This window comes from Marinifilum sp. D714, assembly GCF_030851345.1.
Lineage (GTDB): Bacteria > Bacteroidota > Bacteroidia > Bacteroidales > Marinifilaceae > Marinifilum.
Window position 1 is genome coordinate 263,093 of sequence record NZ_JALPNU010000001.1, and the last position, 24,892, is coordinate 287,984.

At 35.6% G+C, this 24,892-nt stretch carries 21 protein-coding genes; 13 read left to right on the forward strand and 8 right to left on the reverse strand.

The features are described 5' to 3' along the window. Positions 1-106: 106 nt before the first annotated feature. A complete protein-coding gene (locus tag M0051_RS01065; RefSeq protein ID WP_054717246.1) occupies positions 107-298 on the reverse strand; it encodes a cold-shock protein in 192 nt (63 codons plus the stop codon). Positions 299-843: 545 nt separating this feature from the next. Between M0051_RS01065 and asnA the strand changes: the two genes are divergently transcribed. Then, the gene (asnA, locus tag M0051_RS01070) at positions 844-1,881 is read left to right on the forward strand and encodes an aspartate--ammonia ligase (RefSeq protein WP_306739698.1); all 1,038 of its coding nucleotides are present in this window, start codon (positions 844-846) and stop codon (positions 1,879-1,881) included. 67 nt (positions 1,882-1,948) lie between these two features. Here the strand turns inward: asnA and M0051_RS01075 are convergent, their stop codons facing one another. Then, the gene (locus M0051_RS01075) at positions 1,949-3,172 is read right to left on the reverse strand and encodes a S8 family serine peptidase (protein ID WP_306739699.1); all 1,224 of its coding nucleotides are present in this window, start codon (positions 3,170-3,172) and stop codon (positions 1,949-1,951) included. Between the two features lie 270 nt (positions 3,173-3,442). Between M0051_RS01075 and M0051_RS01080 the strand changes: the two genes are divergently transcribed. The 3 genes from M0051_RS01080 (at position 3,443) to M0051_RS01090 (ending at position 4,729) form a co-directional block, all read left to right on the forward strand. Further along, a complete protein-coding gene (locus M0051_RS01080; RefSeq protein ID WP_306739700.1) occupies positions 3,443-3,967 on the forward strand; it encodes an SRPBCC family protein in 525 nt (174 codons plus the stop codon). A gap of 6 nt (positions 3,968-3,973) precedes the next feature. Next, complete coding sequence (locus tag M0051_RS01085) at positions 3,974-4,189, forward strand: DUF2892 domain-containing protein (protein WP_306739701.1); 216 nt, start codon at positions 3,974-3,976, stop codon at positions 4,187-4,189. Between the two features lie 168 nt (positions 4,190-4,357). After that, positions 4,358-4,729: a DUF3795 domain-containing protein gene (locus M0051_RS01090; RefSeq protein ID WP_306739702.1), complete on the forward strand. Its 372-nt coding sequence runs from the start codon at positions 4,358-4,360 to the stop codon at positions 4,727-4,729. Positions 4,730-4,753: 24 nt separating this feature from the next. Here M0051_RS01090 and M0051_RS01095 read toward each other — a convergent pair whose 3' ends face one another. The 3 genes from M0051_RS01095 to M0051_RS01105 form a co-directional block, all read right to left on the reverse strand. Continuing rightward, a complete protein-coding gene (locus M0051_RS01095) occupies positions 4,754-5,266 on the reverse strand; it encodes a hypothetical protein (protein ID WP_306739703.1) in 513 nt (170 codons plus the stop codon). A 197-nt stretch (positions 5,267-5,463) separates the two neighbouring features. Next, positions 5,464-6,813 carry a PAS domain-containing sensor histidine kinase gene (locus M0051_RS01100; RefSeq protein WP_306739704.1) on the reverse strand — a complete coding sequence of 450 codons (1,350 nt, stop codon included), beginning with the start codon at positions 6,811-6,813 and terminating at the stop codon, positions 5,464-5,466. Beyond that, positions 6,803-8,173 carry a sigma-54 dependent transcriptional regulator gene (locus tag M0051_RS01105; RefSeq protein WP_306739705.1) on the reverse strand — a complete coding sequence of 457 codons (1,371 nt, stop codon included), beginning with the start codon at positions 8,171-8,173 and terminating at the stop codon, positions 6,803-6,805. The genes M0051_RS01100 and M0051_RS01105 overlap by 11 nt, the downstream gene beginning before the upstream one ends. Positions 8,174-8,353: 180 nt before the next feature. On the opposite strand from M0051_RS01105, the gene M0051_RS01110 reads away from it, so the two are divergent. Genes M0051_RS01110 through M0051_RS01120 form a run of 3 tightly spaced genes read left to right on the forward strand, consistent with a single transcriptional unit; the run spans position 8,354 to position 13,920 of the window. Further along, positions 8,354-9,064: an ABC transporter ATP-binding protein gene (locus M0051_RS01110; RefSeq protein ID WP_306739706.1), complete on the forward strand. Its 711-nt coding sequence runs from the start codon at positions 8,354-8,356 to the stop codon at positions 9,062-9,064. Between the two features lie 32 nt (positions 9,065-9,096). Further along, the gene (locus tag M0051_RS01115) at positions 9,097-11,457 is read left to right on the forward strand and encodes an ABC transporter permease (RefSeq protein WP_306739707.1); all 2,361 of its coding nucleotides are present in this window, start codon (positions 9,097-9,099) and stop codon (positions 11,455-11,457) included. Positions 11,458-11,508: 51 nt separating this feature from the next. Beyond that, positions 11,509-13,920 carry an ABC transporter permease gene (locus M0051_RS01120; RefSeq protein ID WP_306739708.1) on the forward strand — a complete coding sequence of 804 codons (2,412 nt, stop codon included), beginning with the start codon at positions 11,509-11,511 and terminating at the stop codon, positions 13,918-13,920. A gap of 55 nt (positions 13,921-13,975) precedes the next feature. Here M0051_RS01120 and M0051_RS01125 read toward each other — a convergent pair whose 3' ends face one another. After that, the gene (locus M0051_RS01125; RefSeq protein ID WP_306739709.1) at positions 13,976-14,341 is read right to left on the reverse strand and encodes a putative zinc-binding protein; all 366 of its coding nucleotides are present in this window, start codon (positions 14,339-14,341) and stop codon (positions 13,976-13,978) included. An 18-nt stretch (positions 14,342-14,359) separates the two neighbouring features. Further along, positions 14,360-15,520: an adenylate kinase gene (locus M0051_RS01130; RefSeq protein ID WP_306739710.1), complete on the reverse strand. Its 1,161-nt coding sequence runs from the start codon at positions 15,518-15,520 to the stop codon at positions 14,360-14,362. A 242-nt stretch (positions 15,521-15,762) separates the two neighbouring features. Between M0051_RS01130 and M0051_RS01135 the strand changes: the two genes are divergently transcribed. The 6 genes from M0051_RS01135 (at position 15,763) to M0051_RS01160 (ending at position 22,553) form a co-directional block, all read left to right on the forward strand. Continuing rightward, positions 15,763-16,662, forward strand: coding sequence for a 4Fe-4S dicluster domain-containing protein (locus tag M0051_RS01135; RefSeq protein ID WP_306739711.1), 900 nt, complete (start codon positions 15,763-15,765; stop codon positions 16,660-16,662). Positions 16,663-16,777: 115 nt separating this feature from the next. Then, positions 16,778-18,028 (forward strand): NrfD/PsrC family molybdoenzyme membrane anchor subunit, encoded by a 1,251-nt coding sequence (gene nrfD, locus M0051_RS01140; RefSeq protein WP_306739712.1) that lies wholly within the window; start codon positions 16,778-16,780, stop codon positions 18,026-18,028. Further along, on the forward strand, positions 18,009-18,653 hold the full coding sequence (locus tag M0051_RS01145) for a hypothetical protein (RefSeq protein WP_306739713.1): 645 nt from the start codon (positions 18,009-18,011) through the stop codon (positions 18,651-18,653). Before nrfD ends, M0051_RS01145 begins: the two co-directional genes overlap by 20 nt. A gap of 40 nt (positions 18,654-18,693) precedes the next feature. Further along, complete coding sequence (locus tag M0051_RS01150; RefSeq protein ID WP_306739714.1) at positions 18,694-19,098, forward strand: cytochrome c; 405 nt, start codon at positions 18,694-18,696, stop codon at positions 19,096-19,098. Between the two features lie 124 nt (positions 19,099-19,222). Further along, positions 19,223-20,920 (forward strand): hypothetical protein, encoded by a 1,698-nt coding sequence (locus tag M0051_RS01155; protein ID WP_306739715.1) that lies wholly within the window; start codon positions 19,223-19,225, stop codon positions 20,918-20,920. A gap of 127 nt (positions 20,921-21,047) precedes the next feature. After that, positions 21,048-22,553 (forward strand): NapC/NirT family cytochrome c, encoded by a 1,506-nt coding sequence (locus tag M0051_RS01160; RefSeq protein WP_306739716.1) that lies wholly within the window; start codon positions 21,048-21,050, stop codon positions 22,551-22,553. A 77-nt stretch (positions 22,554-22,630) separates the two neighbouring features. On the opposite strand, the gene M0051_RS01165 is transcribed toward M0051_RS01160, so the two are convergent. Then, a complete protein-coding gene (locus tag M0051_RS01165; RefSeq protein WP_306739717.1) occupies positions 22,631-24,838 on the reverse strand; it encodes a hypothetical protein in 2,208 nt (735 codons plus the stop codon). Positions 24,839-24,892: the final 54 nt, after the last annotated feature.

The following is a 24,892-nucleotide window of genomic DNA, read 5'->3' on the forward strand; positions in this document are numbered from 1 at the left end:
ACAAAAATAATGTTTTCGTTAAGATTACATTCATTACTTACCTATAGAGCCAAAAAAAGCTCAATTGAATTGAGCTTTACCTTTAGGAAAAATATCTTAATACAAATTAGTCAATTTTTACATTAACTGCATTTAATCCTTTTTTTCCTTCTACAACATCGTAAGTTACGTTATCACCTTGGTCGATTTTGTCGATCAAACCTGTAACATGAACAAAAATGTCTTCTTGTGTTTCACTGTTTTTAATAAAACCAAAACCTTTAGTTTCATTAAAGAATTTTACTGTACCTGTAGGCATTACTTAAAAAATTTAAAATTATTACGTAGTAAATGTACGTAATTTGATTTAATAACTAAACAATTATCTGATTATTTTCAATTTTCTTGACAAAGAATTAGCATTAAGCATACAACACCTGATATTCAGAATGATATTTAATGAGATTCTTAAATTAAACATACCAAGTTGATGAACAGAAAAATAAAACCTGTAAAAAATGACTTTTGGTAGTTTAAATATTAATCCTACATTTGTAAGCAAGAAAGACAAAGAAATGAGACAATTCAACAACAATAATAACCTTTTTAATAATTCGATGAATAATTCATCGAAAATGGGAAGGCTATAGTTGTTATCGAAAAAATATTTACATGAGCCTTCCCAAATTGGGAAGGCTTTTTTATTTACAACAAATGGTACAATTTTTCAACAATAATAATAACAATAATAATTCTCCCCCAGGGTGAGGAAGTAGCATTGTTATATCATATTACAAGCCTTTCTCACCACTGAGAAAGGCTTTTTTTATCAATTTATTTCTATTAATTAAAATTTTAAAAATCATGAAAAACTTAATTATTCCTAAGGCTTACAAAAGCATCTTATGTCCTGATGCAACTGAAAAAGCAATTAAATTTATTAAGGATCAGTTTCAACTTCAACTCTCTTCGGAACTAAAACTTCGCAGAGTAACTGCACCTATGATTGTATTGAAAGGTACTGGTTTGAACGATGATTTGAATGGTATTGAGCGCCCCGTAGCATTTCCAATTAAAGGATTGGGAGAACAAACTGCAGAAGTTGTCCACTCATTGGCAAAATGGAAAAGATACATGCTTGGTGAACTTCAAATTCCGGTTGGCAAAGGTCTTTATACCGATATGAATGCTCTTCGTCCTGACGAAGATTTTACCAACCTTCACTCCATTTATGTAGATCAGTGGGATTGGGAAAAATCAATCAGCAAAGAAGAACGAAGCATTGATTTTCTAGTAAGAACCGTAAAACAAGTTTATGCATCCATTAAAAGAACGGAGTACATTTTAAGTGAATATTACCCGGCTTTAAGTCCACAATTGCCTGAAGAAATTACTTTTATTCACTCTGAGGAATTATTGGAAAAGTTTCCTGATTTATCATCAAAAGAAAGAGAAACTGAAGCTGTAAAAGAGTTTGGAGCAGTCTTTATTATTGGTATTGGAGGTGAATTAAAAAACGGAGAACCACACGATGGCCGTGCTCCTGACTACGATGATTGGACTACTCCTTCGGTTAACGGATACAAAGGTTTAAACGGCGATATTATTCTTTGGAACCCTGTTATTGAACAAGCTTTCGAGATATCATCAATGGGAATTCGTGTAGACGAAAAAGCATTGTTGGAGCAACTTGAGATTAGGGGAGAAGAAAAGCGAAAAGAACTAATGTTTCACAAAAAATTATTGTCAGGAGAATTACCTTACTCTGTTGGAGGAGGAATTGGGCAATCAAGGTTGTGCATGTTTTTACTTCGTAAAGCTCATATTGGAGAAGTTCAATCAAGTATCTGGCCAGATGAACTGAGAGATACTTGTAAAAAAGCAGGAATTATATTCTTGTAATACAGTAGTTCCCCTACAAAAAAAGAGGCTGTCCAACTGACAGCCTCCCAAAATTTATGAAAAAAATCTATCTGTGGGCAATAGGATCTGCATCACCGTCAGGATCATTATTCACATATCCATCGGTATGGATAGGACCCAATAACAATAAACCACAAACATGAGGCGCAGCCATTGAAGTTCCACTCATAGTACCATATCCTCCATCCAAATAGCATGACTTAATATTTACGCCAGGAGCACAAACATCAACAGGTGTTCCATAATTTGAGAATGAAGCAAAATTATCATTGATATCAGAAGCTGATACAGTATAAACATTTGGATGATTAGCTCTAGCTGGAGAATAATATAAAGCATCATCAGATGAGTTACCTGCAGCAATTGAAATCAAAATTCCCAAATCAGCAACAGACTTTACAGTCTCATCGTAAGCATCGTAAGTATAACGAGATTTTGGTCCTAAACTCATATTAACAGCATCGCCAGGCTGACCTTCAGCAGCAATATAATCCAATGCAGCCATTGACCAAGACATATTACCATTACCTCTTCTGTCAAGAACACGACAAGAAACAACTTTAGCATTAGGAGCAACTCCAACTACACCTATAGAATTATTCAAAGCAGCAACTGTACCTGCTACGTGTGTACCATGTCCATGCTGATCATCTGGAGTAGTTTTACCTTGAGTAATGAAAGTCTTACTTCTTGCAACATCAACGTTCAAGTCTGGGTGATCCATATCAATACCAGAATCAATAATCCAAGCAGTTTTTCCAGTACCATCGCCAGCACCGCCCACACGTGTAATTCCCCAAGGGGTTTCTTGTGCAGGTTGTGTACTTCCACCTCCTGGTTTTCCCAATGAGATCTGAATATCCTTCTCAACACGCTTTACTCTTGGATCAAGTAATAATTTTGCTACCTGATTTTCATTTAGCTTTACTGAGAAACCTTGGATTGCAGTACTGTAAGTATGTTCAACATTTTCTTCTGAGATTCCATTACCTTTAAGGAATTTAGCTACATGAGACTTCATACGAATCGCTTTCTTTTCGTAGCCTTTTAATCCTTTTAATTCGCTCTTCAAAACAACATCATCATTAAACTGAACAACATAGGTGCTTTTACCACCTTTAACGTCAGAAAAATCTGATTTTACCATTGAAGTTACCTCAGGGGATTCATTTAACATTTCATCCTCTAGGGAATTGTCACAGGATGTTACTACAGCACCCATTAGTGCTAACAAAAGCATGGCTTTCATAGAATTAAAAAAAATCTTCATAAAAATTAAATTTTAATTAGTGATTAAATGGTTAGTTACAAAAACATTTACACCAAATGGTTGTTTTACATTGTCAAATGCTTTGTAAATTTGATATACACCCATATATTCTCCTTTTTCCCAAAAGGTAACCCTCAAAATGAAGTTTTTTTTCAAAAATATTACAACATAAGATATAACACACTGATAACTCGATCCTTAATCTCATTATTTTTTTTCTTATTCTTTCTTTCTTCTTATATTTAAACTTAATCATCAAAATACCCCCCTATGAAAATCTTACTTTACATTATTGGAGTTCTTGCACTTATTATCGGAATTCTCCATTTTACCGCTCCAAAAACTTATCAAGTTGATAGAAAAATTGTTGTTTCAAAAAAGATTGATACAGTTTTCAAAAGTCTGTGTTCGTTAAAAGAACAGCAAATTTGGTCTCCTTGGTCCGAAAAGGATCCTGAGATGAAAATAACTTATAATGGTACTGATGGCTCAATTGGTTCATATACACATTGGACAGGAAATAAGGATGTAGGTGAAGGAGAGCAAGAAATTAAAAAAATTGAACCAAATTCTTATATCGAAACCGAACTGAGGTTTTTGAAACCATGGAAATCGACAAGTACTGGCTTTTTTGAAATTAAACCTGTTGCCGAAGGAACAGAAGTAACTTGGGGCTTTAAAGGCGAAAACACTTTTCCGAGTACAATTATGATGGTTTTTATGGATATGGATAAAGCCATTGGTCCTGATTTTGAAAAGGGATTATCGAAATTTAAAACATACATAGAAAAATAAACTATCATGAAGAAAAATATGGGAACTTTAGATCGTATCTTACGAGTAATCGTATCAATAACTCTTGCGATTCTTTATTTTACAGACATCATTACCGGAACTAAAGGCTTAATTGTTTTCATTTTTGCCTGCGTAATGTTTCTTACAAGTGTAATTGGTAATTGTCCACCATATACTTTATTGGGAATTAACACTTGTAAAGTTAAGCCAGAAAAAGAATAAAAAAATTCGTGCCAAAAATGATCCTCGGAGCTCTTTTCTCGAGGATTTTTTTGTATTATAAAACATCTTGAAAACTCTGATTTTCTTGGTTATATTTAAACAATTCATGATGCATTACAGCAATCATAACGGCATGCTTTCGTATCATATAATAAAACCCAGCGACCAATGAACAGAATTCAAGACAAAGATCGGATTGCCTATTGTGGAGTTAACTGCTCAACTTGTCCAGCGTATGTTGCCACCCAAAGGCAACAAGAGAAGGTAAAGGTTAGAATTGCCAAATTGTGGTCTGATGAAGATTACAAATACGAAGCTTGCGAAATTACTTGCAAAGGATGTCATGAACCTTGGGGTAAAAAATTTCGCCATTGTGCCGAGTGTGCGGTAAGAGAATGTGCAAGACAAAAACTATATGACACCTGTGCTGAATGTAATGAATATCCTTGTAACAAATTAATAGACTTACATCAAACACTGGATAAGAAAATAGCAAGGATAAATTTAGATGATATAAGACAAAATTATAAAGCTGGATGATTCCAGCTTTTTTCCAGAGTTCGATTAAAATATTGGTAAATTAATGGCCAGTCTGCGAATATTAAATGCAAGAGTAAGACATTTCTCAACAGATCGATAATTCTCCATTGGTTGTAGTATTACCGCCTCCACATTCTGATTTTTATTATTAAAATACCAGGATCGATGATGCCCATCGTGAACAATGTAACGTATTCTTTTTTCCTGATACAAATCCCAAACAATAATAGGAGGAAACTCCTCTCCCTGTTCAGCAATATAATCATGAGCTGCATCAACCATGTGTAGTTTTTCTTGTTCTAAACGCACCTGACTGGCCCACAATACTTTTGGATTCATAATTTTAGGTGGTAAAATTTTAATATGCTCAGGTTTCAATTGAAACTGCACACTTGCCAACTTGCACAAATTTGCCGTGGTATTTCCTTTTACCCAATGCGTTCTCCCCAGAAAGGCATTGTAACCTCTCTCCCTTTCTGCCGGATTCGTAGAAAGTAATAATTTGGTTATCTCGAATGGGGATTTGATCTGCATCATATATCCTCAAGTTACAAATATCTGCAGACAATGAGATACTATAGTGCGGGGTATTTACAATACCTCACATTCTATTAGCCTAACTATGGATTGTACATTAGCATAAGGATAGACACTGCATTAGCATAAGGATAGATACTCTATTAGCTTAAGGATGTAGAGTCTATTCTTCCACTGTTCTCATTAAGCAAGTTCAATCAAAACTGCAAGGTAAATTCAGTAAGGCAATTGGGCTTGGAACGAACGGCAATGGTACCACTATGCAATCTCATGATCTGTCTCGACAAGTTTAATCCAATACCTGAACCTTTTTCCTTGGTGGTAAAAAATGGAGTAAAAACATTGTCAATTACATCTTCTGGAATTCCTGCTCCATTATCTCGAATAATGATGAAGTTAATAGGATTTGCCTCTCCTGTGGAAATGGACAAAGTTTTATTTTCTGTTTCTTTTAGTGCATCAATCGAGTTTCGAACCAAATTAATCAACACCTGAGTAATCAATTTTTCATCGGCAATTAATTCCTGATCCTTATTTTGAAGTTGATATTCAAAAGCTATCTGCTCAGCTTTAAATTCTTCTTTAAACAGGGTTTCAATTTGCATGAAAAGTTTCTCAATTGACACCAACTCAAAATTTGGTTTAGGCAAATGAGTTAAATTTTTGTATTCATCAACAAAAGCCAAAAGTCCCTTGCTTCGTTTTCTAATGGTTGTCAAGCCCATAATGGTATTGGAAATCGTTCCCTCATCAAACCAACCATCGTTTGATTTTTCCTCCTTGTTCTGATACAACTCGATCAAACTACCAGATAACATAGAAATTGGACTAACCGAATTGGTAATTTCATGTGCAAAGACACGAATCAACTTGTGCATGGCATCCATTTCTCCCTTATCAACTGCATTTTTAATATCCTGAAAAGCAACTACTTTCAACTGCTCATCTTCCAGCCTAAAACTTGTAGCTTTAACTGCCAACTTTAAAATTCTGTTTTTAACCAGATAATTCCTCAACTTTTGCTTGCCTGATTTTGTTCTTCTCAAAAAATTAGGAAACTCTTGATCGATACATTCCAATTCGGATATATTCGAAAAATCCTCCACCAAAAACAACTCCTTAAATGCTGAATTACACAACTTCACATTCCCTTCTGTATCAAAAGCAAGAAGTCCTATCCCAACCAATTCCAGAGTATGTTGAAAAAAGATAAAATCCTTTTCCTTTTCTATTTTAACTTTACCAAAGGCATTAATGATGTGATTAAAACTTTGATGCAAATTCTTAAAGGCTTTATCCTTTTTTTGCTCATTAAAAACCAAAGTTGAATCCTGATATTGAAAAGCATCAAAAAAACGAGACAAATCTCTATTGGTTTTATTCACATAGTGCAATAAATAAACAATTTGCAACACCCAGAGCACAGCCAAGCTGTAGGTTGTAACTACCATATATTCTTTCGAATGAACATATAAAAACAACACTGGGGTAAGCGATATTAAAATCACCTGTATTATTATACCAATATAGAATCGCCTATAAATCATACTTTTTGATTTTGTCGTACAAAGTTGAACGATTAATTCCTAACTCTTTTGCAGCCATACTCATATTTCCTCCTGTAAATTGAATGGCTTTTTTAATCAACACCCGTTCATTTTCTATTAGGTTAAAACTATCAGGCATTACTTCAGTTTTTTTAAGCGATTCCCCAATCATTATGTCCTCAGCATTCAGCTTTGCCGAATCATTTAAGATTACAGTCTTCTCAATAATATGTTGCAACTCTCTAATATTTCCTGGCCATGCATGTTTCTCCAGCTTTACTATGGCAGATTTATTCAACTGCATGCTTTCCTTAGCATATTGTTTTGTAAATTTTTCCAGGTAAAATTGCGACAACTCTGCTATATCTTCCGATCGTTCTTTTAATGATGGCAATTCTAACGATATGGTATTTATACGATACAGCAAGTCCTCTCTAAACAATCCATCGGCAACCATTTTATGCAAGTTGCAATTGGTTGCTGCAACAATTCTAACATCAATTTGTACAGGAGTACTACCGCCTACAGGAATTACTTCCTTTCGTTGAATCACAGTCAACAACTTCGTCTGTAAATGCAAGGGTACATTTCCAATTTCATCTAAAAACAAGGTTCCTCCTGATGCCAGCTCAAATCTTCCCATTCGGTCTTCTTTAGCATCTGTAAAAGCTCCTTTCTTGTGTCCAAACAATTCACTTTCGAACAATGATTCCGTAATTGCACCCAAATCAACATGAACAAAAATTTGATCACTCCTGCTCGAACGCAAATGAACTTCACGTGCAACTACCTCCTTCCCTGTTCCATTCTCTCCTGTAATCAGAACATTGGCATCGGTAGCAGCAACTTTGTCCACTGTGTGAAAAACCTCCTTCATTCTGGCAGATTTTCCGATTACAAAACTTTTATTTTTGTTGATTTCCTGATTTAACCTCTTCTGCTTCGACTTCAAACTCTTTATTTCCATTTTAGAACAACGAAGTTGATAAGCAGCCAAAAGTGTTGATAGAATATGCTTCTCATCCCAGGACTTTTGCACAAAATCAACAGCACCCTCCTTCATAGCTCTCACTGCCAATTCGATATCTCCATATGCTGTAATAAATACTACACAGGCATTTTTATCAAAATCCAGGATTTGCTTTAACCAATAAAGTCCTTCGTTTCCGGAATTGATTCCTGCTTTAAAATTCATATCCAGCAGGATAACATCATATTCCTTCTCTCTTAGTTTTGATACAAGAACATTAGGATTCTTTATGGTATCAATCGATTCAAAGTGTGATTTTAAAAATAGTTGAAAAGCAAACAGCAACTCTTCATTATCATCTACAATTAGAAGTCGTCCTTTTTGTGGCATAAAAAAATGTATCGATTGGTTTTATTTTCAAAGTTAACAGATTGTTGTAATTCACAACATGAGGTGTTGGAAATTCCAACACAAAATATTTTACCAAAACACTAACTGTTTGATTTTCTGATGCGATTTTATTTGGCACGCCAATTGGCATTACAAAAGCGAACCTTTAAATTGAAAATAATGATAATTACAAAAGACCTTTGCAAAGTTTTTAGAACTGAAGAAGTAGAAACCTCAGCATTACATGATGTTAACCTTCATATTGAGAGAGGAGAGTTTGCAGCCATTATGGGACCATCGGGATGTGGTAAATCAACCCTTTTAAATATTATCGGATTATTAGATAATCCCAGCAATGGAAACTACATTTTTAACAATACTGACGTTACTAAAAAATCAGAAAAGCAAAGAACCCATTTCAGAAAAGGCAATATTGGTTTTATTTTCCAGAGTTTCAACCTAATTGATGAATTAACCGTTTTTGAAAATGTTGAGCTTCCTCTGATCTATATGGGGTTGACAACATCAAAAAGAAAAGCCAAAGTGAACGAAGTTCTTGAGAGAATGAATATTTCGCATAGAGCCAAACATTATCCCCAGCAATTATCGGGCGGACAACAGCAACGTGTTGCCATTGCAAGAGCTGTAGTTACCAGTCCAAAATTAATATTAGCAGATGAGCCTACAGGGAATCTTGATTCAAGCAATGGTACTGAGGTTATGGAATTACTAAAGGAACTAAATCACTCAGGAACCACCGTTGTAATGGTAACTCACTCGGTAAGAGATTCTGAATATGCTGATAGAGTCATTCATTTGTTTGACGGCAAAGTAGTTTCTGAAAACAAACAGAAGCAGGATGCGAAAGAACTTATCAAAGAAGAATTATAATTCTTACTTTTAATCCAAACAAACTTTACAATATGCTTTGGCACAATATAAAATTATCCTTTAGAGGCTTGTTGAATGAAAAATTAAATTCAACAATTAACATTGTCGGTTTAGCAATAGGCATGGCAGCTGTACTATTAATTTCTATCTACGTTCAGCACGAATTAAGCTATGATAAACACAATGAGAAACATGATAGAATATTCAGAATATTAACCAAAGTTATACAAGAAGAAAAGGAAGAAATTCTACCAAATTGCCTTCGCTTAACAGAAGATAATTTTGCCCGACATATTCCAGAAATTGCGGAAGTCACTGAGATTTATAATTTGAATTATCTAAATCTTAAAATAGCTAATAAAAAATTTAGAGGGATTCAAGCCTTGTATGTTGACACTAATTTTCACAAAGTTTTTACTTTAGAAAAGCTTTCTTCCGCTAATCCAAATAAGCTATTTTCGACTCCAAACAGTGCAGTAATAAATAGGAGTACTGCAAAAAAATTATTCAATACAACTGATGCTGTTGGTAAAGAGTTTGAGAGTATGGGAAAAACATTTACCATTTCTTCTGTAGTAGAAGACATTCCTCTTACTTCTCATTACGATTTTGACGTACTTATTCCATTTACAGCTTCAGAGTATATGGATAACATGAAATCCCTGGAATATTTATGTTATACTTTATTAAAAACAGAAACAAACACACAAAAGGCACTTGATAAAATCAATCGATTATATAACAAAAAATTAAATGATCGATTTGGAGCTTACAATCTTAAGGTAGAATCGCTTACTCAAAAACTAACTGATATCCATCTAAAATCAAATTATGAAACGCACCTAAAACCACAAGGTAAAATCAATTCTATTTACATTCAAATTATCCTTGCAGCATTAATCTTGGTAATTGCAATTATCAACTTCATTAATATTCTTGTTGTTCAATATGATAGCAAACTAAGTGAAATCGGCTTACAAAAAGCCATTGGTGCAACGCGCTTTGGTGTGATAAAAAGAATTCTTGTTTTAACTCTTATAATGGTACTTTTTGCCATTTTACTTGGAATTATTATTTCAGAAATCCTATTGCCCTTCTTTTCAGATTTAATGAACAGAAACTTGAGTATTGACTATTTTGGTAATCCAATCCTATACTTGGGAATACCACTACTTGCCATATTAGTAGGAATACTTTCAGGTTTGTACCCTTCTTTTATTATCAGTAAATATTCACCTGCGAGCATTATCAAAGGAAATACCAAGTCAAATCATAAAACTAACAAGTTATCACAAGCATTGGTAGTATTTCAATTTACCATATCTATGGTACTAATTGCATCCGTTATTATAGTTCAAATGCAAATCAAATTCATGAAAGAGAGCGATTTAGGATTTGAACCTGATAAAGTAATTGCCATTAACAATCTGAGTGGAAAACAGGCCAAATCATACGAGTCAATTAAACAAGAGCTTCTAAACAATCCGAATATCGCAGATGTTAGTGCAAGTTCGCATTTACCTGGAGGTGGCTGTAGCGGACAGGGTTTAAAAATGGCTAATACCAGCGACGAAGCAACCAAGTTGATAAATGAATATCGTGTTGCTCCTGGCTATTTTGAACTTTTAGGTATACAATTTATTGCAGGAAGTGCTTTTGATGATTTTAGTAAAGCTGATGAAAAAAGCATAATTCTAAACGAAAAAGCTTTAGAACTATTAAATATTAAAGATGCAGTTGGTAAAGATGTTATTTTTCATGATACCATATATTCCATTAAAGGAGTCGTTAAAGATTTCCATTATGCTTCCATGTCAGAAGAAATACAACCATTAATGTTCAGTTATTCCAAAAGAGTTGACAACATCCTGATTAAAGCAAAACATCATCAATATTCAAGTGTGTTAGATGATATAAAAAGGACCATTACTCAATTTGATGAAGGAAGAGCCATAAACTATGAGTTGATCGATGATATTTGTCGCAACCGCTATCAAAAGGAAGAACAGGAAGAATCCTTAGCCATTTCCTCTTCAATTTTGTCAATTCTTCTTGCTCTACTTGGATTGTATGCATTAACCTTATTCATAATTCAACGAAGAACTAAAGAAATTGGAATTCGAAAAGTAGCAGGAGCAAGTATCCAACAAATCATTCGTTTGCTATTTTCAACTTATGCCAAATGGTTATTGATTGCCTTTGTTATCTCAATTCCTCCTGTATGGTTTATCATGCATGTTTGGCTCGAAAATTTTGCCTATAAAGTTCAAATAGGAGTACTTCCATTTCTTGTTTCCGGAATTATTACTACTCTGTTTGCACTACTAACAGTTTCAGTTCAAAGCTGGAAAGCAGCCAATCAAAATCCTGTTGAATCATTACGCTACGAATAGGGTAATAATGTACAAAATCAAACTAAATACTAACCATCAACAACTATAAAGATGATCTGGAATAACCTTAAAATTGCCTTTAGAAACCTCTGGAGAAATAAAATATACTCCTTTATAAATTTATTTGGACTGGCCATTGGTTTAGCTGGTTGCATTGTGCTATCATTATATGTTATAGACGAATACAGTTACGACAAGCACAACAAAAATCACAGTCGAATTTACAGGATGAACACCTCAATTAAAATGAACGAATTCGAGTTGACTCATCCAACTTCGTCACCTGTTTTGGCTGCAACCTTAATTGAGGATTTTCCGGAAGTAATTGATGCCTGCAGAATTGTTGATCTCATTGAACCAACTGTAATTAAATCGGAAGAGAAAGGTTTTACAGAGAAGAATTTTTATTGGACCGATCCTTCTATCATCAAAATTTTTGACCTTCAAATCCTGAAAGGAAATGGAGAACAAACACTTGTAAATCCTTATCAGGTAATCATTTCTGAAAAGACCGCGTTAAAATATTTTGGAACAATTGATGTAATTGGCAAACAGGTTAAAATGGAAGATTTCGGTAAAGATCAGGCTTACACAATATCGGCTGTAGCAAAAGATTTGCCTTACAATTCACACTTTCATTTCCATTTTTTAACCTCTTTCAAAACCAGTTTTAAAAATGAAGTAACCAGTCATTATAACGATGGAGCCTACACCTATGTTCTTTTAGATAAAAAGGCAAACGGAGACGCTTTTATGAAAAAAGTACCGGGCTTGGTAAAAAAATATATTGAACCGGAATTGAAGAGTATCAGAAACATGAGTCTAAAAGAGTTGGAATCCAATGGCGATTATTACCGAATGTTTGCCATGCCTTTAGCTGATATCCACCTACACTCCACTTCGATATATGAGTTGGAAAAGAATGGAGATATCAACAATGTGTACATATTCCTGTTCAGTTCAATTCTGATATTACTGATTGCCTGTATCAATTTCACCAACCTGAGCACGGCAAAATCAGTACAAAGAGCAAAGGAAATTGGCGTTCGAAAAAGTTTAGGATCAAGCAGAAAAAGATTGATCATGCAATTCTTGTCCGAATCGATACTTTTAAGCTTTGTAGCATTACTGGTTGCACTTTTACTGGTGGAACTAATGATTCCGGTGATAAACTCCCTACTTGACAAACAATTGGGCAAACTCTATTACTCAACTCCTGTACTGATTCTACTTTTCCTTGGAATTGCATTGTTTACAGGATTATTTGCAGGTAGTTATTCTGCTTTCTACCTATCAAAATTCGATCCTGCCAAAGTATTAAAAGGGGAATTGAAATCGGGTAAAGGCAAATCACCTCTTCGTCAAACTCTGGTAAGCTTCCAGTTCTGCATTACCATATTTCTATTTGTTAGTACCTTAATTGCCTATCAACAAATGGATTTTATCAAACAAAAGGATTTGGGATTCGATAAAGAAGATCTTTTAATCGTTAGAAATGTACAAAGCCTTAGTTCAAAGGAAGCCTTCAAAGAAGAATTCCTTAAAAACAGCAATGTGATTGATGCCTCTTTAACCAACAATATTCCAGGAGGTTTTTACGATGGTTTCTCCATGTGGAAAACCACTGGTGATGATCAAAATCCATATTCAACCAGATATACGACAGCAGATTTTGATTTTGCAAAAACAATGGGCATGAAGATGACAGTTGGGAGATATTTCTCTAAAGATCGACCTTCTGACAAAGATGGTTTGGTGGTAAATGAAGCATTGGTGAAAGATATGAACTTAAGCAATCCTATTGGAACAGTTGTTAAAACACATATGGGAAAAAAAACCATTATTGGTGTGGTAAAAGATTTCCATTATGTATCTCTGCACATGAAAATAGGTCCCCTGGTATTTTTACATCCTGAAGGATTACCGCAATCATATCTTGCAATTAAATACCGAAAAGGACAGAAGAAAGAGGTGCTTGACCTGTTAAAATACAACTGGAGCAAACAAGCAGCAGAATCTCCTTTGGATTACTTTTTTATGGATGACCAATTTGCCAGTCTCCATAAAAACGAGAACAATACCATGCAGCTTTTCTCCATATTTTCCATTCTATCCATTCTGATTACATGTTTGGGCTTATTGGGATTGAGCTCATTTACAACCGAGCAGAGAACCAAAGAGATTGGTGTAAGAAAAGTTTTAGGCGCAAGCGATTTTAGCATTCTGCACATGCTAAACAAGGACATTTTAAAATGGATGTTGTTTGCCATTGTTATAGCCAGTCCAATTGCATGGTATATCATGAACAACTGGCTGGAAGCCTTTGCATATCGTACGACAATTGAATGGTATATCTTTATTATTTCCGGTGCAGCTGCCATGATACTGGCAATGGCAACCATCAGTTGGCAAGCATGGTTGGCTACTAGAAAAGATCCTGTAGAGGCATTGCGATATGAATAGTTAAATCCAAATAAAAACTCCCAAGAATCATATTTCTTCGGGAGTTTTTATCCTACTACAAATCAGCGGCAACTTTATAAATGGCATTAATTCGGTGTTCTTCGGTGGGTGAACTTCCTTTCACATAACCTAAATCACTCAAACGCAAATGGGTAAAGTTTAGCAGACCATTGCGCTCCATTGTTAGTTTCCCACAATCTAAATTACAACCATCAATTACCAAACAGTCCGAATTCTTCACCGAATCAATCATTTTAGGGATTCCTGCACCAACAAAAGCCAAACATTTCATTTGTGCAAGTTTGTTCTTGTTCATTTTTCTAGCAACCAAATCGGTTAATTCGCCAACGTCTGCAGCTCCAGAACAGGCAAATACAACTTTTGGACTCTTTTTTTCGCAATCGCATTTTTTATCACTCATCATTCAGGATTATTAGAGTTATTGAATATCATCCTTAATTTCATTTGCAATCCGATCAAAAACCTCATCAAACTCTCCCACTCCATTAACCTTCATCACTCCATGAAGTTGATTGTATTTCTCAATCACGGGAACCGTTTTGTGCTCATGTTCTTGTAATCGCTTCACAATTTTTGAGGTTTCGGTATCGTAAGGCATGCATCTATCCGTTTTGCTTCTGGCATCTAACCTGTTAATTAATTCAAGTGTTGGTACCTCAATTTCTATAATTTTACTAATCGACGAATTGTGTTTTTTTAACAAGCCATCCAAAATATAGGATTGCACCAGGGTTCTTGGAAAGCCTTTAAAAATAAATCCTTTCACCCCGTTAGAGCTTTCTATTTTCTTTTCAATCAATTGAACAACAATTTCATCTGGCACCAACTCTCCATTCTCATACAGTTGAATAATGTGCTTGCCAATTTCAGAACCACTTTTAATTTCATAATCCAACATTTGTCCGGTAGCAACATATTCCAAACCAAACTCTTTGGCCAAGGCTATCCCCTGTGATCCTCTTCCTGATCCCGGATATCCAAACAACACAACATTGTACAAACTCTTGGCTAGTTCTTCATTAATTACTTTCTGTATTTCCAGATTTACTTTATCAATGGATTGGTTTCCATTAATTCCATGATAGATCCCTTTGTCTTTATAAAACTGAAGAATTGGTAAAGTTTTATCCCTATACTCTCTTAACCGGTTTCTGATCACAGCTTCATTATCGTCTGATCGTCCTGAAGTTTTACCTCTATTTAATAATCTTGAAACCGATATTTCTTCTTCCACTTCCAAACTTATCAAGCAATTTAAAGAGGTGTTTAATTTTATCATCAAACCTTCCAAAATATAGGTCTGAATGTAAGTTCTGGGAAATCCATCGAACAAGAATCCATTTGCATCCGGATTCTCGGTAATGGTTTTTTCAATAATCTGTACAATAATTTCATCGGAAACCAAGCCTCCAGAAGCGATTATACTTTGGGCTTCCAAGCCTAATTTACTCCTTTCCTTAATTTCTTTTCTCAAAAGATCTCCCGTTGAAATATAGAACAGGTTGTATTTTTTAATCAAGAATTCGGATTGTGTCCCTTTTCCTGCGCCAGGAGGACCGAATAAAGCAATGTTTAGCATATTGGTAAGCATTTGATTTTATGAACTTTCCTAAAAACAACTATTAATTTAGCATTTCCACACCTAAAATTCAAGAAACCAATATTTTTTAACAAAATTCAAAGTCACCATAAATCACAACCTTCTTTTTCTCATTTAATCATAGTGTTAAAAAAAATTTTTCCTCACAGACTAATTTCCTTATATTAAAGATATCCAACCGAATACAATCTTTTTTTTCCTAAACTTTGAATCATTTACATATGAAAATGCAAAATAAAAGGAACAAAAGCCGTCGAAAATTCTTACAATCAAGTGGAATAATTGGAGTAAGTACACTTCTTGGAGTACAAGCATTCCCTCTTTCCTCTTGCTCAAAAAAAACGGAATCATCTCAAACCATTAAAGTACTCACACCTGAAGGAAAACTTATGGAAGTGGAAGCCGATCAACTGCAAGAGATTCACCACCATCAACCTGTTTCAAGCAAAGAATCGCGTAAGGGAATTCCTGGAAAAAAATTTGTTATGGTAGTTGATCTGGCAAAATGTAAAAATGCAAGAGAATGCATCAAAGCCTGTGAAGCACATCACAATCTGCCACCAGATCGCCCATTTATCAAGGTACTCAAGATTCAGGATAATCCACAGTCATCCCCATACTGGATGCCAAAAAAATGTTTTCAATGTGATAATCCACCTTGTGTTAAAGTTTGTCCGGTTGGTGCTACATTCAAACGGTCTGATGGTATTGTTCTAATCGATAATCAGCTGTGTATTGGTTGCCGATTCTGCATGGCTGCCTGTCCCTACTCTGCCAGGGTTTTTAACTGGGGAAAACCAAAGCCTATTGGCAATAGTAAGCACGCTCATTATTCTCCTGAAACAAGCACACCAAGCCAGGTTGGGACAGTTGAAAAATGTGACTTCTGTCCGGATCTTTTACGTGAGGGAAAGCTGCCGCCATGTATTACAGCATGTCCAAACGGGGTTTTATATTTTGGAGATGCCAATGAAGATGCTGTTACCAATGGTGTTGATACCGTTCGTTTGAGTAAACTCTTAAAAGACAAGGCAGGTTACCGATATCTGGAAGAACTCGGTACTGAGCCAAATGTTTACTATCTCCCTCCAGTTGATCGACTTTTCCCATTTAAAGAATAAATACAAAATCCTCCCAAACTCTATGGAATCAATTCATAAAACCAAAGAAAACCAACAAATTTTGAATGATTTGACAACTCCTATTCTCAAGTCAGGACGAAATTTCAAACTTCTTATGCTGGTATTATCGATAGTCATTGCTTTCGGAATTTTCGCATACTACAGACAGCTTAAACATGGTTTAATTGTTACAGCAATGCGAGATTATACTTCGTGGGGAATTTACATATCCAACTTCGTATTTTTTGTAGCAGTAAGTTTGGTTGGCTCTTTAATCAGTTCCATTCTTAAGCTTGCCAATGCAAAATGGTCGTATCCTTTAACACGGATTGCTGAAATGGTAGCAGTAGCCTCTATCATTTGTGCAAGTATTATTATTATTGTGGACATGGGGCGCCCCGACCGTTTTTTCTATGTTATTACGCATGCTCGCATCCAATCCCCAATCATCTGGGATGTTATTGTTATCATTACCTATCTGGTAATCAGTATTCTTTTATTATTACTACCTCTTCTTCCCGATTTAGCCATTTGCAGGGATCAGCTAAATGGTATCCCTTCCTGGAAAAAAAGACTTTATAAAGCTATTTCATTGAATTGGAAAGGCAGTCCTAGGCAACAAAAAAGGCTAAAAAAGGCCTCCTCCATTTTGGAAATAATGGTCATTCCAGTAGCTTTTGCCATCCACACCATAACATCCTGGCTATTTGCCACTACATGGCGTCCGGGTTGGGACAGCACCAACCTGGGGCCCTATTTTGTTTCCGGGGCTTTTATGCTTGGAGCGGCGGTCATTGTAATTGCCATGTACTTTGTCCGAAGGAATTTCCACCTTCAGACCTATCTAACACAAGAACATTTCGACAAAATGGGAAAAATCCTGGTAATGTTATCTCTTGTCTATTTGTACTTCAATATTAATGAATACCTGGGGCCCGCCTTTAAAATGGTAGGGGTGGAAGGAGAGCACGTTACAGAACTTTTCTCAGGGAAATATGCTGCCCTTTACTGGTTTGTTCAGATTATAGGTCTGATTCTTCCTATCATCATCTTACTTTTCCGACGAGGAAGAAGGCCACTTATCATGCTACTGGTTTCTTTCATGGTGCTTTTGGGTGCATGGCTGAAGAGGTTTTTAATTGTAATTCCATCTTTACAACACCCTTACTTACCAATTCAGGATGTGGACGAATCCTACCACCATTATTATCCCACCTGGGAAGAGTGGGCGATCACATTTGCCACCTTCGCCGGCGTAATACTTATGGTAGGTTTAATGATGAAAATTTTTCCTGTTATACCAATCACAGAATCCATAAACAATCGATCATCCAAAATTGCAGACAATGAGACATCAAACAAATAAACTCCACCCCATTATAGGTGCACTGTATCAAGTCATAAAAAGGCTTGCTATTGTAATTTTCATTTTGGGTTTCATTACGGAAGTGATCGCACAGGACAGGGGAACTAAAATTGAGCTTTTCTTTTCCGATACGGATTCCGTGAAACTAATTACTGCAATTGTACAGGAACAGCATCCTCAGTATATGGGCGCTCCTGTATCAGGAATCGATCTATATTTTTACGTACAAAGAAGCTTTAGCCTTCTACCCATTGGCAGTGTTTTTAATACAACCGATGAGTTGGGGAAAGTGGAAGTCGAATTCCCATCAGATCTTCCTGGAGACACTGATGGAAATGTCATCCTATTGGTTAAAATTGAAGATACTCCACCCTATCGGGATACTACCATACAAAAAACCCTCTCTTGGGGAATACCACTGGTAATTGATGAGCAGCAAAATAAAAGAAGTTTGTGGGCCGCCAGGGCAAATGCCCCAATGAGTCTCATCCTGCTTGTAAACTCTATTCTATTGGTTGTATGGGGAATAATTGGTTACATTCTCTTCCAACTATATATGATCTACAAAGAGGAATCTGCCTCAGTTAAAAAAACCGGACGTGATAAAAGTTCCGACAATAAATGAATTCGAAACAAAAATCTACACAACTTTTAAAAACAATACTATGAAAAATCAAATCAACGTATTATTAATTCTTCTGCTTTCAGCATTGTCTCTCGCTTGGATTGAATACCAAGCTAAAGAATGGAAGGTACCAGGTAAGTATATAAATCTCAAGAATCCTTATGCCAACAAAGTAGACACGAAATTTGTAGGAAAAACCTTATACAAAATTCACTGCAGTTCCTGTCACGGCAAGCAGGGCCTTGGTGACGGAGTAAAAGCCAAACGACTTAAGTCTGCCGTACCTGATTTTTCTCTTCAGGATTTTCAGAAGCAAAAGGACGGGGAACTGTATTTTAAATCTTTTATTGGAAGAGATGAAATGCCGAATTTCGAGAAGAAAATCCATAAGGAAGAGGAGCGTTGGCTACTAATCAATTATATGCGAACTCTAAAAAAGGAATGAGGACTTTTTTCTTCATTCCGAATGCAATGATATAGCAGATATGACATAGAACACATCAACTTATCATCCTACGTTGCCAAAGCAGATAATATAGAATTACATTCAAGCTTGGAGGGATCAAATTATGGCTCAATCGAATCAACCTAATCGTTCTGACAATGATTCATTGCTTAAGAGAATACAATCGATAGAACAACGGATTTCAAGAATTGAAGAATACCTGGTAAAATTACAGTTTAGGAAAGATGAATTATCTCCTTCCTCTTCTGATTTTTCCAAGAAAAAAGCCTCTCCTTCGGGAATTGAACAGGATGAAAATGGTATTGAATTCAAGGTCGGAGAATTTGGTCTGGCCTGGTTAGGAAGTGTCGTTCTTTTAATAGGGATTATATTTTTAATGAACTATTCAAAAAACATAGGTTATCCTATTGTTTCAAGTCTAATTGGATATTTTTCTGTTCTGTGTGTGTTCGCCTTATCTCATGTGCTCAGAAAGAACTTCTCTCATTTGTCTTTTATGCTTCAACTTAGTGCACACCTGCTTCTGTACTACGTAAGTTTATTATTACATTTTTTTACTCCCCAACCTGTTATCTCACAATCTTGGATTGTTATTTCTCTGCTGCTGATTATATCTGGAATTCAAATTTATCTTGCCATAAAAAAACAGTCAAAACTTTACGGAGGCATGGGCATACTTCTGTGTCTTTTAACTGCTGTCTTCTCTGAGTCATTGCCACTTCAGTTCTCTTTACTGCTTTTTATTTCTTGCATTACATTATTTTTTCTAATTCGATATTCCTGGTGGCACATTTTTTTACTATTTCTATTCCTGGTTTATTTTTCCCATTTGTCTTTTTTGTTAGGGAATCCAATAATGGGACATCCTCTAAGGCAGATAAGCAGTCATGGATTTAATCTCCTTTATTTGTTGTGCTATTTTGGAGTCTATTCATTAATTGCTCCACTAAGAAGAAAGCTACTCATCTCAGACAATCTGTTTATTCTTCTACTGATCTGGAATGGAATATGCTTCACTTTTATGCTGGTGATGAATGTAGTCTTCTTTTACCATGATAATTACATTGGAATTTTTGGAATACTCGCATTTCTATCCCTGATCTTTTCAGTTATCCTGAAATCCATGGAAAGTAATCAATTTGAAATGTCTTTCTATGCTTGTTTTGGTTTCATGGCATTAAGTGTATCCGTTTATGGTTATTCTCAACTCCCCAACACTTTTTTATGGCTTGCTTTGCAAAGTTTGCTAGTGGTTTCGATAGCACTTTGGTTTAAATCCAGATTAATTACCATTGTCAATACAATATTATTCCTAGGGATTCTAATAAGTTATTTAGCTTATAAAAATCCTACCGGAATGATCAGCTTTACCTTTGCACTAGTTTCATTTGGTTCCGCACGTATCCTCAATTGGAAGAAGGAACGTCTAAGTTTACGAACAGATCTTATGCGTAACATGTACCTGGGAGCACTCTTAACAATGATGCTTTACGGCCTATACCATGCTATCCCCCAAGAGTACACTACTCTTTCCTGGACAGCAACTGCAGGATTGTTCTTTTTGGCAAGTATATTACTTAAAAACTTCAAATACCGATGGTTGGCAATCTGCACGCTATTTACCACTGTTGTATATCTTTTATTCGTTGATCTGGCGCATCTGGAGTTGGGATACCGGGTAATAGCCTTTTTCTTCTTAGCAGGTATTTCGTTAGGAGTTTCACTGTACTATACCAAGAGAATTAAAAAACATAAAGACAATTCCAGCAACAGTTCGGAAAGTGGAACTAAAGCTCCTTAAATATATTTAAATTCCATGACCCCCTCTTTAAAGCTGCTTATTTTTACCAATATTAAATTTAAACTAGCTCTATAAATTGCATAATATCACGGATTTAAATAAATTACAGTAAACTAATCTCTTCAAAATGAAACTACCTAAATCTTTTTACAATTGGACTTCGGTTCTGGGAGCAAGTATTGCGTCAATTGCCTTTTTTCTTATCGTATTCTTTTTTGTAATCTCTGTAATCTTCGATCAAGGAAGTTCCTATATGGGATTAATCATCTATATAGTTCTTCCGGTTATCATGGTTATTGGAATGATATTGATTCCTATCGGCATGATACTGCAAATTAGAAAACGAAGTAAGCTCGAATTCATTACAGGAACACAAAGATGGCCCAGAGTTGATCTAAACGATCAGAAACATAGAAATGCATTTTCGCTTTTTGTCATCATCAGTTTCATTTTTCTTTTTCTTTCATCCATTGGTAGCTATGAGGCATTTGTTTACAGTGAATCCGTAGCATTTTGCGGCACACTCTGTCACGAAGTAATGGAACCAGAATATGTAACTTACCAGCAGTCTGCACATGCCAGGGTTGCCTGTGTTGAATGTCATGTAGGAGAAGGGGCCGATTGGTTTGTTCGCTCAAAATTAAGTGGTTTGTATCAGGTTTATGCCGTTATCTCTGACCAATACCCCCGTCCCATTCCTACACCAATTGCCAATTTACGTCCTGCTCAAGAAACTTGTGAGCATTGTCATTGGCCAGAGAAATTCTACTCAAAACGAACCAAATTTCAAAAAAGTTTCCTTACCGACAGTCTGAATACAGAATGGAACATTCAACTTTTAATGAAAACTGGTCCCGATCACCACACTCAACAACTTTCTGAAGGAATTCACTGGCATATCAACCCTGATATAAAAATAGAATTCATGTCGGCAGATGAGAAAAATGAATTCATACAATGGGTGAAGTATACAAACCTAAAAACAGGTGAAGAACACATCTACAAAGACCAAATGATGGAACCAGACTCTACATTTTATGCCGATGCAAAACTTCGTACCATGGATTGTATGGACTGCCACAATCGCCCATCACACGTATACCTCTCTCCCCCTGATTTTATTGATATAGCCTTAGCTGACAGCAGTATCAATAATAATATTCCTTTCATAAAAATGGCTGCAATGGAAGCTTTAAAATCACCATACAGTACGAAAGATAGTGCCAACCTTATTATAGAACAGACAGTATTAAATTTCTATAAGGACAAATCCCCTAAGCTTTCTGAAACTTTTAAAGAAGGTATTGATCAAGCAATTGAGGGAATTAAAATGGCCTATCACAATAATAATTTTCCTGCCATGAAAGTGCGCTGGGATGTTTACCCCGATCATAAAAGTCATATGGAATCGCAAGGATGTTTTCGTTGCCACGATAACATGCATGCAACCGATGAAGGTCGCGTCATTTCAAAAGATTGCAACCTCTGCCACACCATCACATCGCAAGGTAAAATAGATTCATTACAGTTTGCTGTTTCCGGAAAAAGCCTGGAGTTTAAGCATCCGGTTGATATTGGCAGCGATTGGAAAGACTACTCCTGTGTTGATTGCCACGCGTATCTTTATCCTTAAAAAATAGATCTATATAATCCTGTAACCTACAAAATAGACTAAAACTAACAGAGCCGACAAGTGTCGGCTCTGATTTCTTATTCTTGAGTAACTGTATTATCCTGCCTTTTTTGAATGACGATTTGCTTTTCACACAGATTTGAGATCTTTGCAAAAAAATTGCGGACTTTATCCCATTCTTCCACTGGCAAATGACTTTTTTTGATGCCAACTTCAAAATGTATAATCACCATATTGGCCTGTTTCTCACTGTCTGACTTGATATAAAAACAATCATCCTCCCAACTGTTTTTCAGTTCCTTGATTCCTTTCACATCAAAACCTTCGGGTAACTCAAGTTCAAGCTCATACAATATCGCCTCCTTATTTTTAAAATGAACATCTAGCATACGATCCTTTTGCAAAAATTCTTCGCCCAATGGCTTTTTCATGAATCTACCTACACTCACCAAGCTTCTTTCTCCAAACTGAGAAACATAGGAAGAGCTCTCCCAAGTAACTTTAAAGTTAAGCGATGGAGAGTTAGCCCAACGCCCCGATGAAATCAACTTAAAATCAATCACTTTACAGTTTTGAATTCCATAAAACTCTTGTAAATATTTTTCAAGACTTTCTGTTCTCTTTTTCTGTTCATCAGCAAACCTTACTCCCAACTTTTCATTAAAAGCCCTTAATTGCTCTGGTTTTCTTCTCCTATCCCTGTCTTTTATGAATTTACCATACTTGTCAGTCTTAAACTCGTCGAAAAATACCTTATTGGTCATCACCAATGTATCCCACTCTAATTTTGAAGAACCTGTAATTATAAATTCCGACTCAATTCTTAAAGTTTCATTTTCCGGATCGAATTTTAGTTTGGATACAATATTTTCTTCATTCTCACTTTTTAATTCTGGAAAAGTATATGTCGAAACAACTGGATTTTCCCCGATGGATGGCACTGCATATGCTTTTACACCACTTAGCAAGTCAGATATTTCCGATGGCAGGCTGTATGGATTTATCTTTGTAATTAGTATAGGCTCCTCCACTCCCTTCACATGTAAACCTATATTTAACTCATCCAGGAAAAGCAAATCATCCACTTCTCCAATATACTTTGGCATAATGTACAACAAGTCGTGTTTTATCCCATACATTTTTAAAATTCTACTAATACCACCAACCGTGCTATACATCGTAAACCAATTGTAATAATTGGTCCTTTGATTCTTCACAAAAAACTGCTGCTGACACCAATACTCTCGTAAAAAGAAATAGACATCATGAACGAGTTTTTCTACATTCTTAGGCCTTCCTTTTCCATACTTTGAGATAATGTACTCCTTCAATGCAGGATAAAAAGTACCTGCTCCAGCAGTATTTACAGACTTTGCCAGCTTTGCCAAGCCTTGAGGATAGGCAGTATTTTTCATTTTTAATCTCTCTCCCAAAAATTCAGCATATGGCATTGAGTATGCAAAAGCACCACCAGGGAAAAAAGCTTGAAATTTTATGCATGGAAGCTCAGAATAAGGAAAAGCCAAAATTTCATTCTCAAACTTCTCTCTCCCTTCATCAACCAAATGATATTTAACAGCCTTTGATACATCCGTATCTATTTCTTCCATCAAAGGAGCATCATTAACCGACCTGCAATTCAGGTAGCATTTTCGGGCGATTTCCAAAGTCAGTTCCTGCCTTACAATTGGATGATTGTCATTTAGAAAATATCGTACCGGATCAAACATATAGAATTGATCCATTGGAAACCTTCGTTCCATACAATAATAGTAGTCAATCACATCTCCTTTTTCCAAGTTAGGTATGGCTATTTTTTGATAGCCCACCTTCCTATTTCGGTGCTTTACCTGTGTATTAATTTTATCTGAATCTTCCACTATTTCCTCACTCCCATCAGCCTTTATCACCTTAATACCATAATAGTAATGAAGATTAGTAGATCCCCAGAATAGGCTGTAGTATTTTTGACTCTCAGCAAATGTAAACTCCGAATAACTTTCTATGGCCTTATCATCTATTACTTTTATTCTTTTGTGGGTATGATAGCGCTCTTCCAAAAACGATAACAGAGGTGTTTTCTTCACCCAGTAGTAGGTTTCCTTATTCAGAATAACAGCTGATTCATCCTTCCATTTTTCAGGGATGTCGGTTTTCGTCCACGGCTCCGATCTGTTCTCCCAAAATTGATTTCTTAATTGCTCAGCACGCAGCGAGTCAGTTTGTCCATATGACATTCCAACCATCGAAATCAATGCTAATCCAAATAGTATGATATTCTTCATTTTCATGTATTTATTTTTTCACTTTAAGAACATGGGATGTCTAACCTGCGATAG

What these genes read in the sequence shown, in the direction of transcription:
- M0051_RS01065 (WP_054717246.1), bottom strand. Translation starts at nt 298, where the DNA reads ATGCCTACAGGTACAGTAAAATTCTTTAATGAAACTAAAGGTTTTGGT.
- asnA (WP_306739698.1), top strand. Translation starts at nt 844, where the DNA reads ATGAAAAACTTAATTATTCCTAAGGCTTACAAAAGCATCTTATGTCCT.
- M0051_RS01075 (WP_306739699.1), bottom strand. Translation starts at nt 3,172, where the DNA reads ATGAAGATTTTTTTTAATTCTATGAAAGCCATGCTTTTGTTAGCACTA.
- M0051_RS01080 (WP_306739700.1), top strand. Translation starts at nt 3,443, where the DNA reads ATGAAAATCTTACTTTACATTATTGGAGTTCTTGCACTTATTATCGGA.
- M0051_RS01085 (WP_306739701.1), top strand. Translation starts at nt 3,974, where the DNA reads ATGAAGAAAAATATGGGAACTTTAGATCGTATCTTACGAGTAATCGTA.
- M0051_RS01090 (WP_306739702.1), top strand. Translation starts at nt 4,358, where the DNA reads ATGAACAGAATTCAAGACAAAGATCGGATTGCCTATTGTGGAGTTAAC.
- M0051_RS01095 (WP_306739703.1), bottom strand. Translation starts at nt 5,266, where the DNA reads ATGATGCAGATCAAATCCCCATTCGAGATAACCAAATTATTACTTTCT.
- M0051_RS01100 (WP_306739704.1), bottom strand. Translation starts at nt 6,813, where the DNA reads ATGATTTATAGGCGATTCTATATTGGTATAATAATACAGGTGATTTTA.
- M0051_RS01105 (WP_306739705.1), bottom strand. Translation starts at nt 8,173, where the DNA reads ATGCCACAAAAAGGACGACTTCTAATTGTAGATGATAATGAAGAGTTG.
- M0051_RS01110 (WP_306739706.1), top strand. Translation starts at nt 8,354, where the DNA reads ATGATAATTACAAAAGACCTTTGCAAAGTTTTTAGAACTGAAGAAGTA.
- M0051_RS01115 (WP_306739707.1), top strand. Translation starts at nt 9,097, where the DNA reads ATGCTTTGGCACAATATAAAATTATCCTTTAGAGGCTTGTTGAATGAA.
- M0051_RS01120 (WP_306739708.1), top strand. Translation starts at nt 11,509, where the DNA reads ATGATCTGGAATAACCTTAAAATTGCCTTTAGAAACCTCTGGAGAAAT.
- M0051_RS01125 (WP_306739709.1), bottom strand. Translation starts at nt 14,341, where the DNA reads ATGAGTGATAAAAAATGCGATTGCGAAAAAAAGAGTCCAAAAGTTGTA.
- M0051_RS01130 (WP_306739710.1), bottom strand. Translation starts at nt 15,520, where the DNA reads ATGCTAAACATTGCTTTATTCGGTCCTCCTGGCGCAGGAAAAGGGACA.
- M0051_RS01135 (WP_306739711.1), top strand. Translation starts at nt 15,763, where the DNA reads ATGAAAATGCAAAATAAAAGGAACAAAAGCCGTCGAAAATTCTTACAA.
- nrfD (WP_306739712.1), top strand. Translation starts at nt 16,778, where the DNA reads ATGCTGGTATTATCGATAGTCATTGCTTTCGGAATTTTCGCATACTAC.
- M0051_RS01145 (WP_306739713.1), top strand. Translation starts at nt 18,009, where the DNA reads ATGAGACATCAAACAAATAAACTCCACCCCATTATAGGTGCACTGTAT.
- M0051_RS01150 (WP_306739714.1), top strand. Translation starts at nt 18,694, where the DNA reads ATGAAAAATCAAATCAACGTATTATTAATTCTTCTGCTTTCAGCATTG.
- M0051_RS01155 (WP_306739715.1), top strand. Translation starts at nt 19,223, where the DNA reads ATGGCTCAATCGAATCAACCTAATCGTTCTGACAATGATTCATTGCTT.
- M0051_RS01160 (WP_306739716.1), top strand. Translation starts at nt 21,048, where the DNA reads ATGAAACTACCTAAATCTTTTTACAATTGGACTTCGGTTCTGGGAGCA.
- M0051_RS01165 (WP_306739717.1), bottom strand. Translation starts at nt 24,838, where the DNA reads ATGAAGAATATCATACTATTTGGATTAGCATTGATTTCGATGGTTGGA.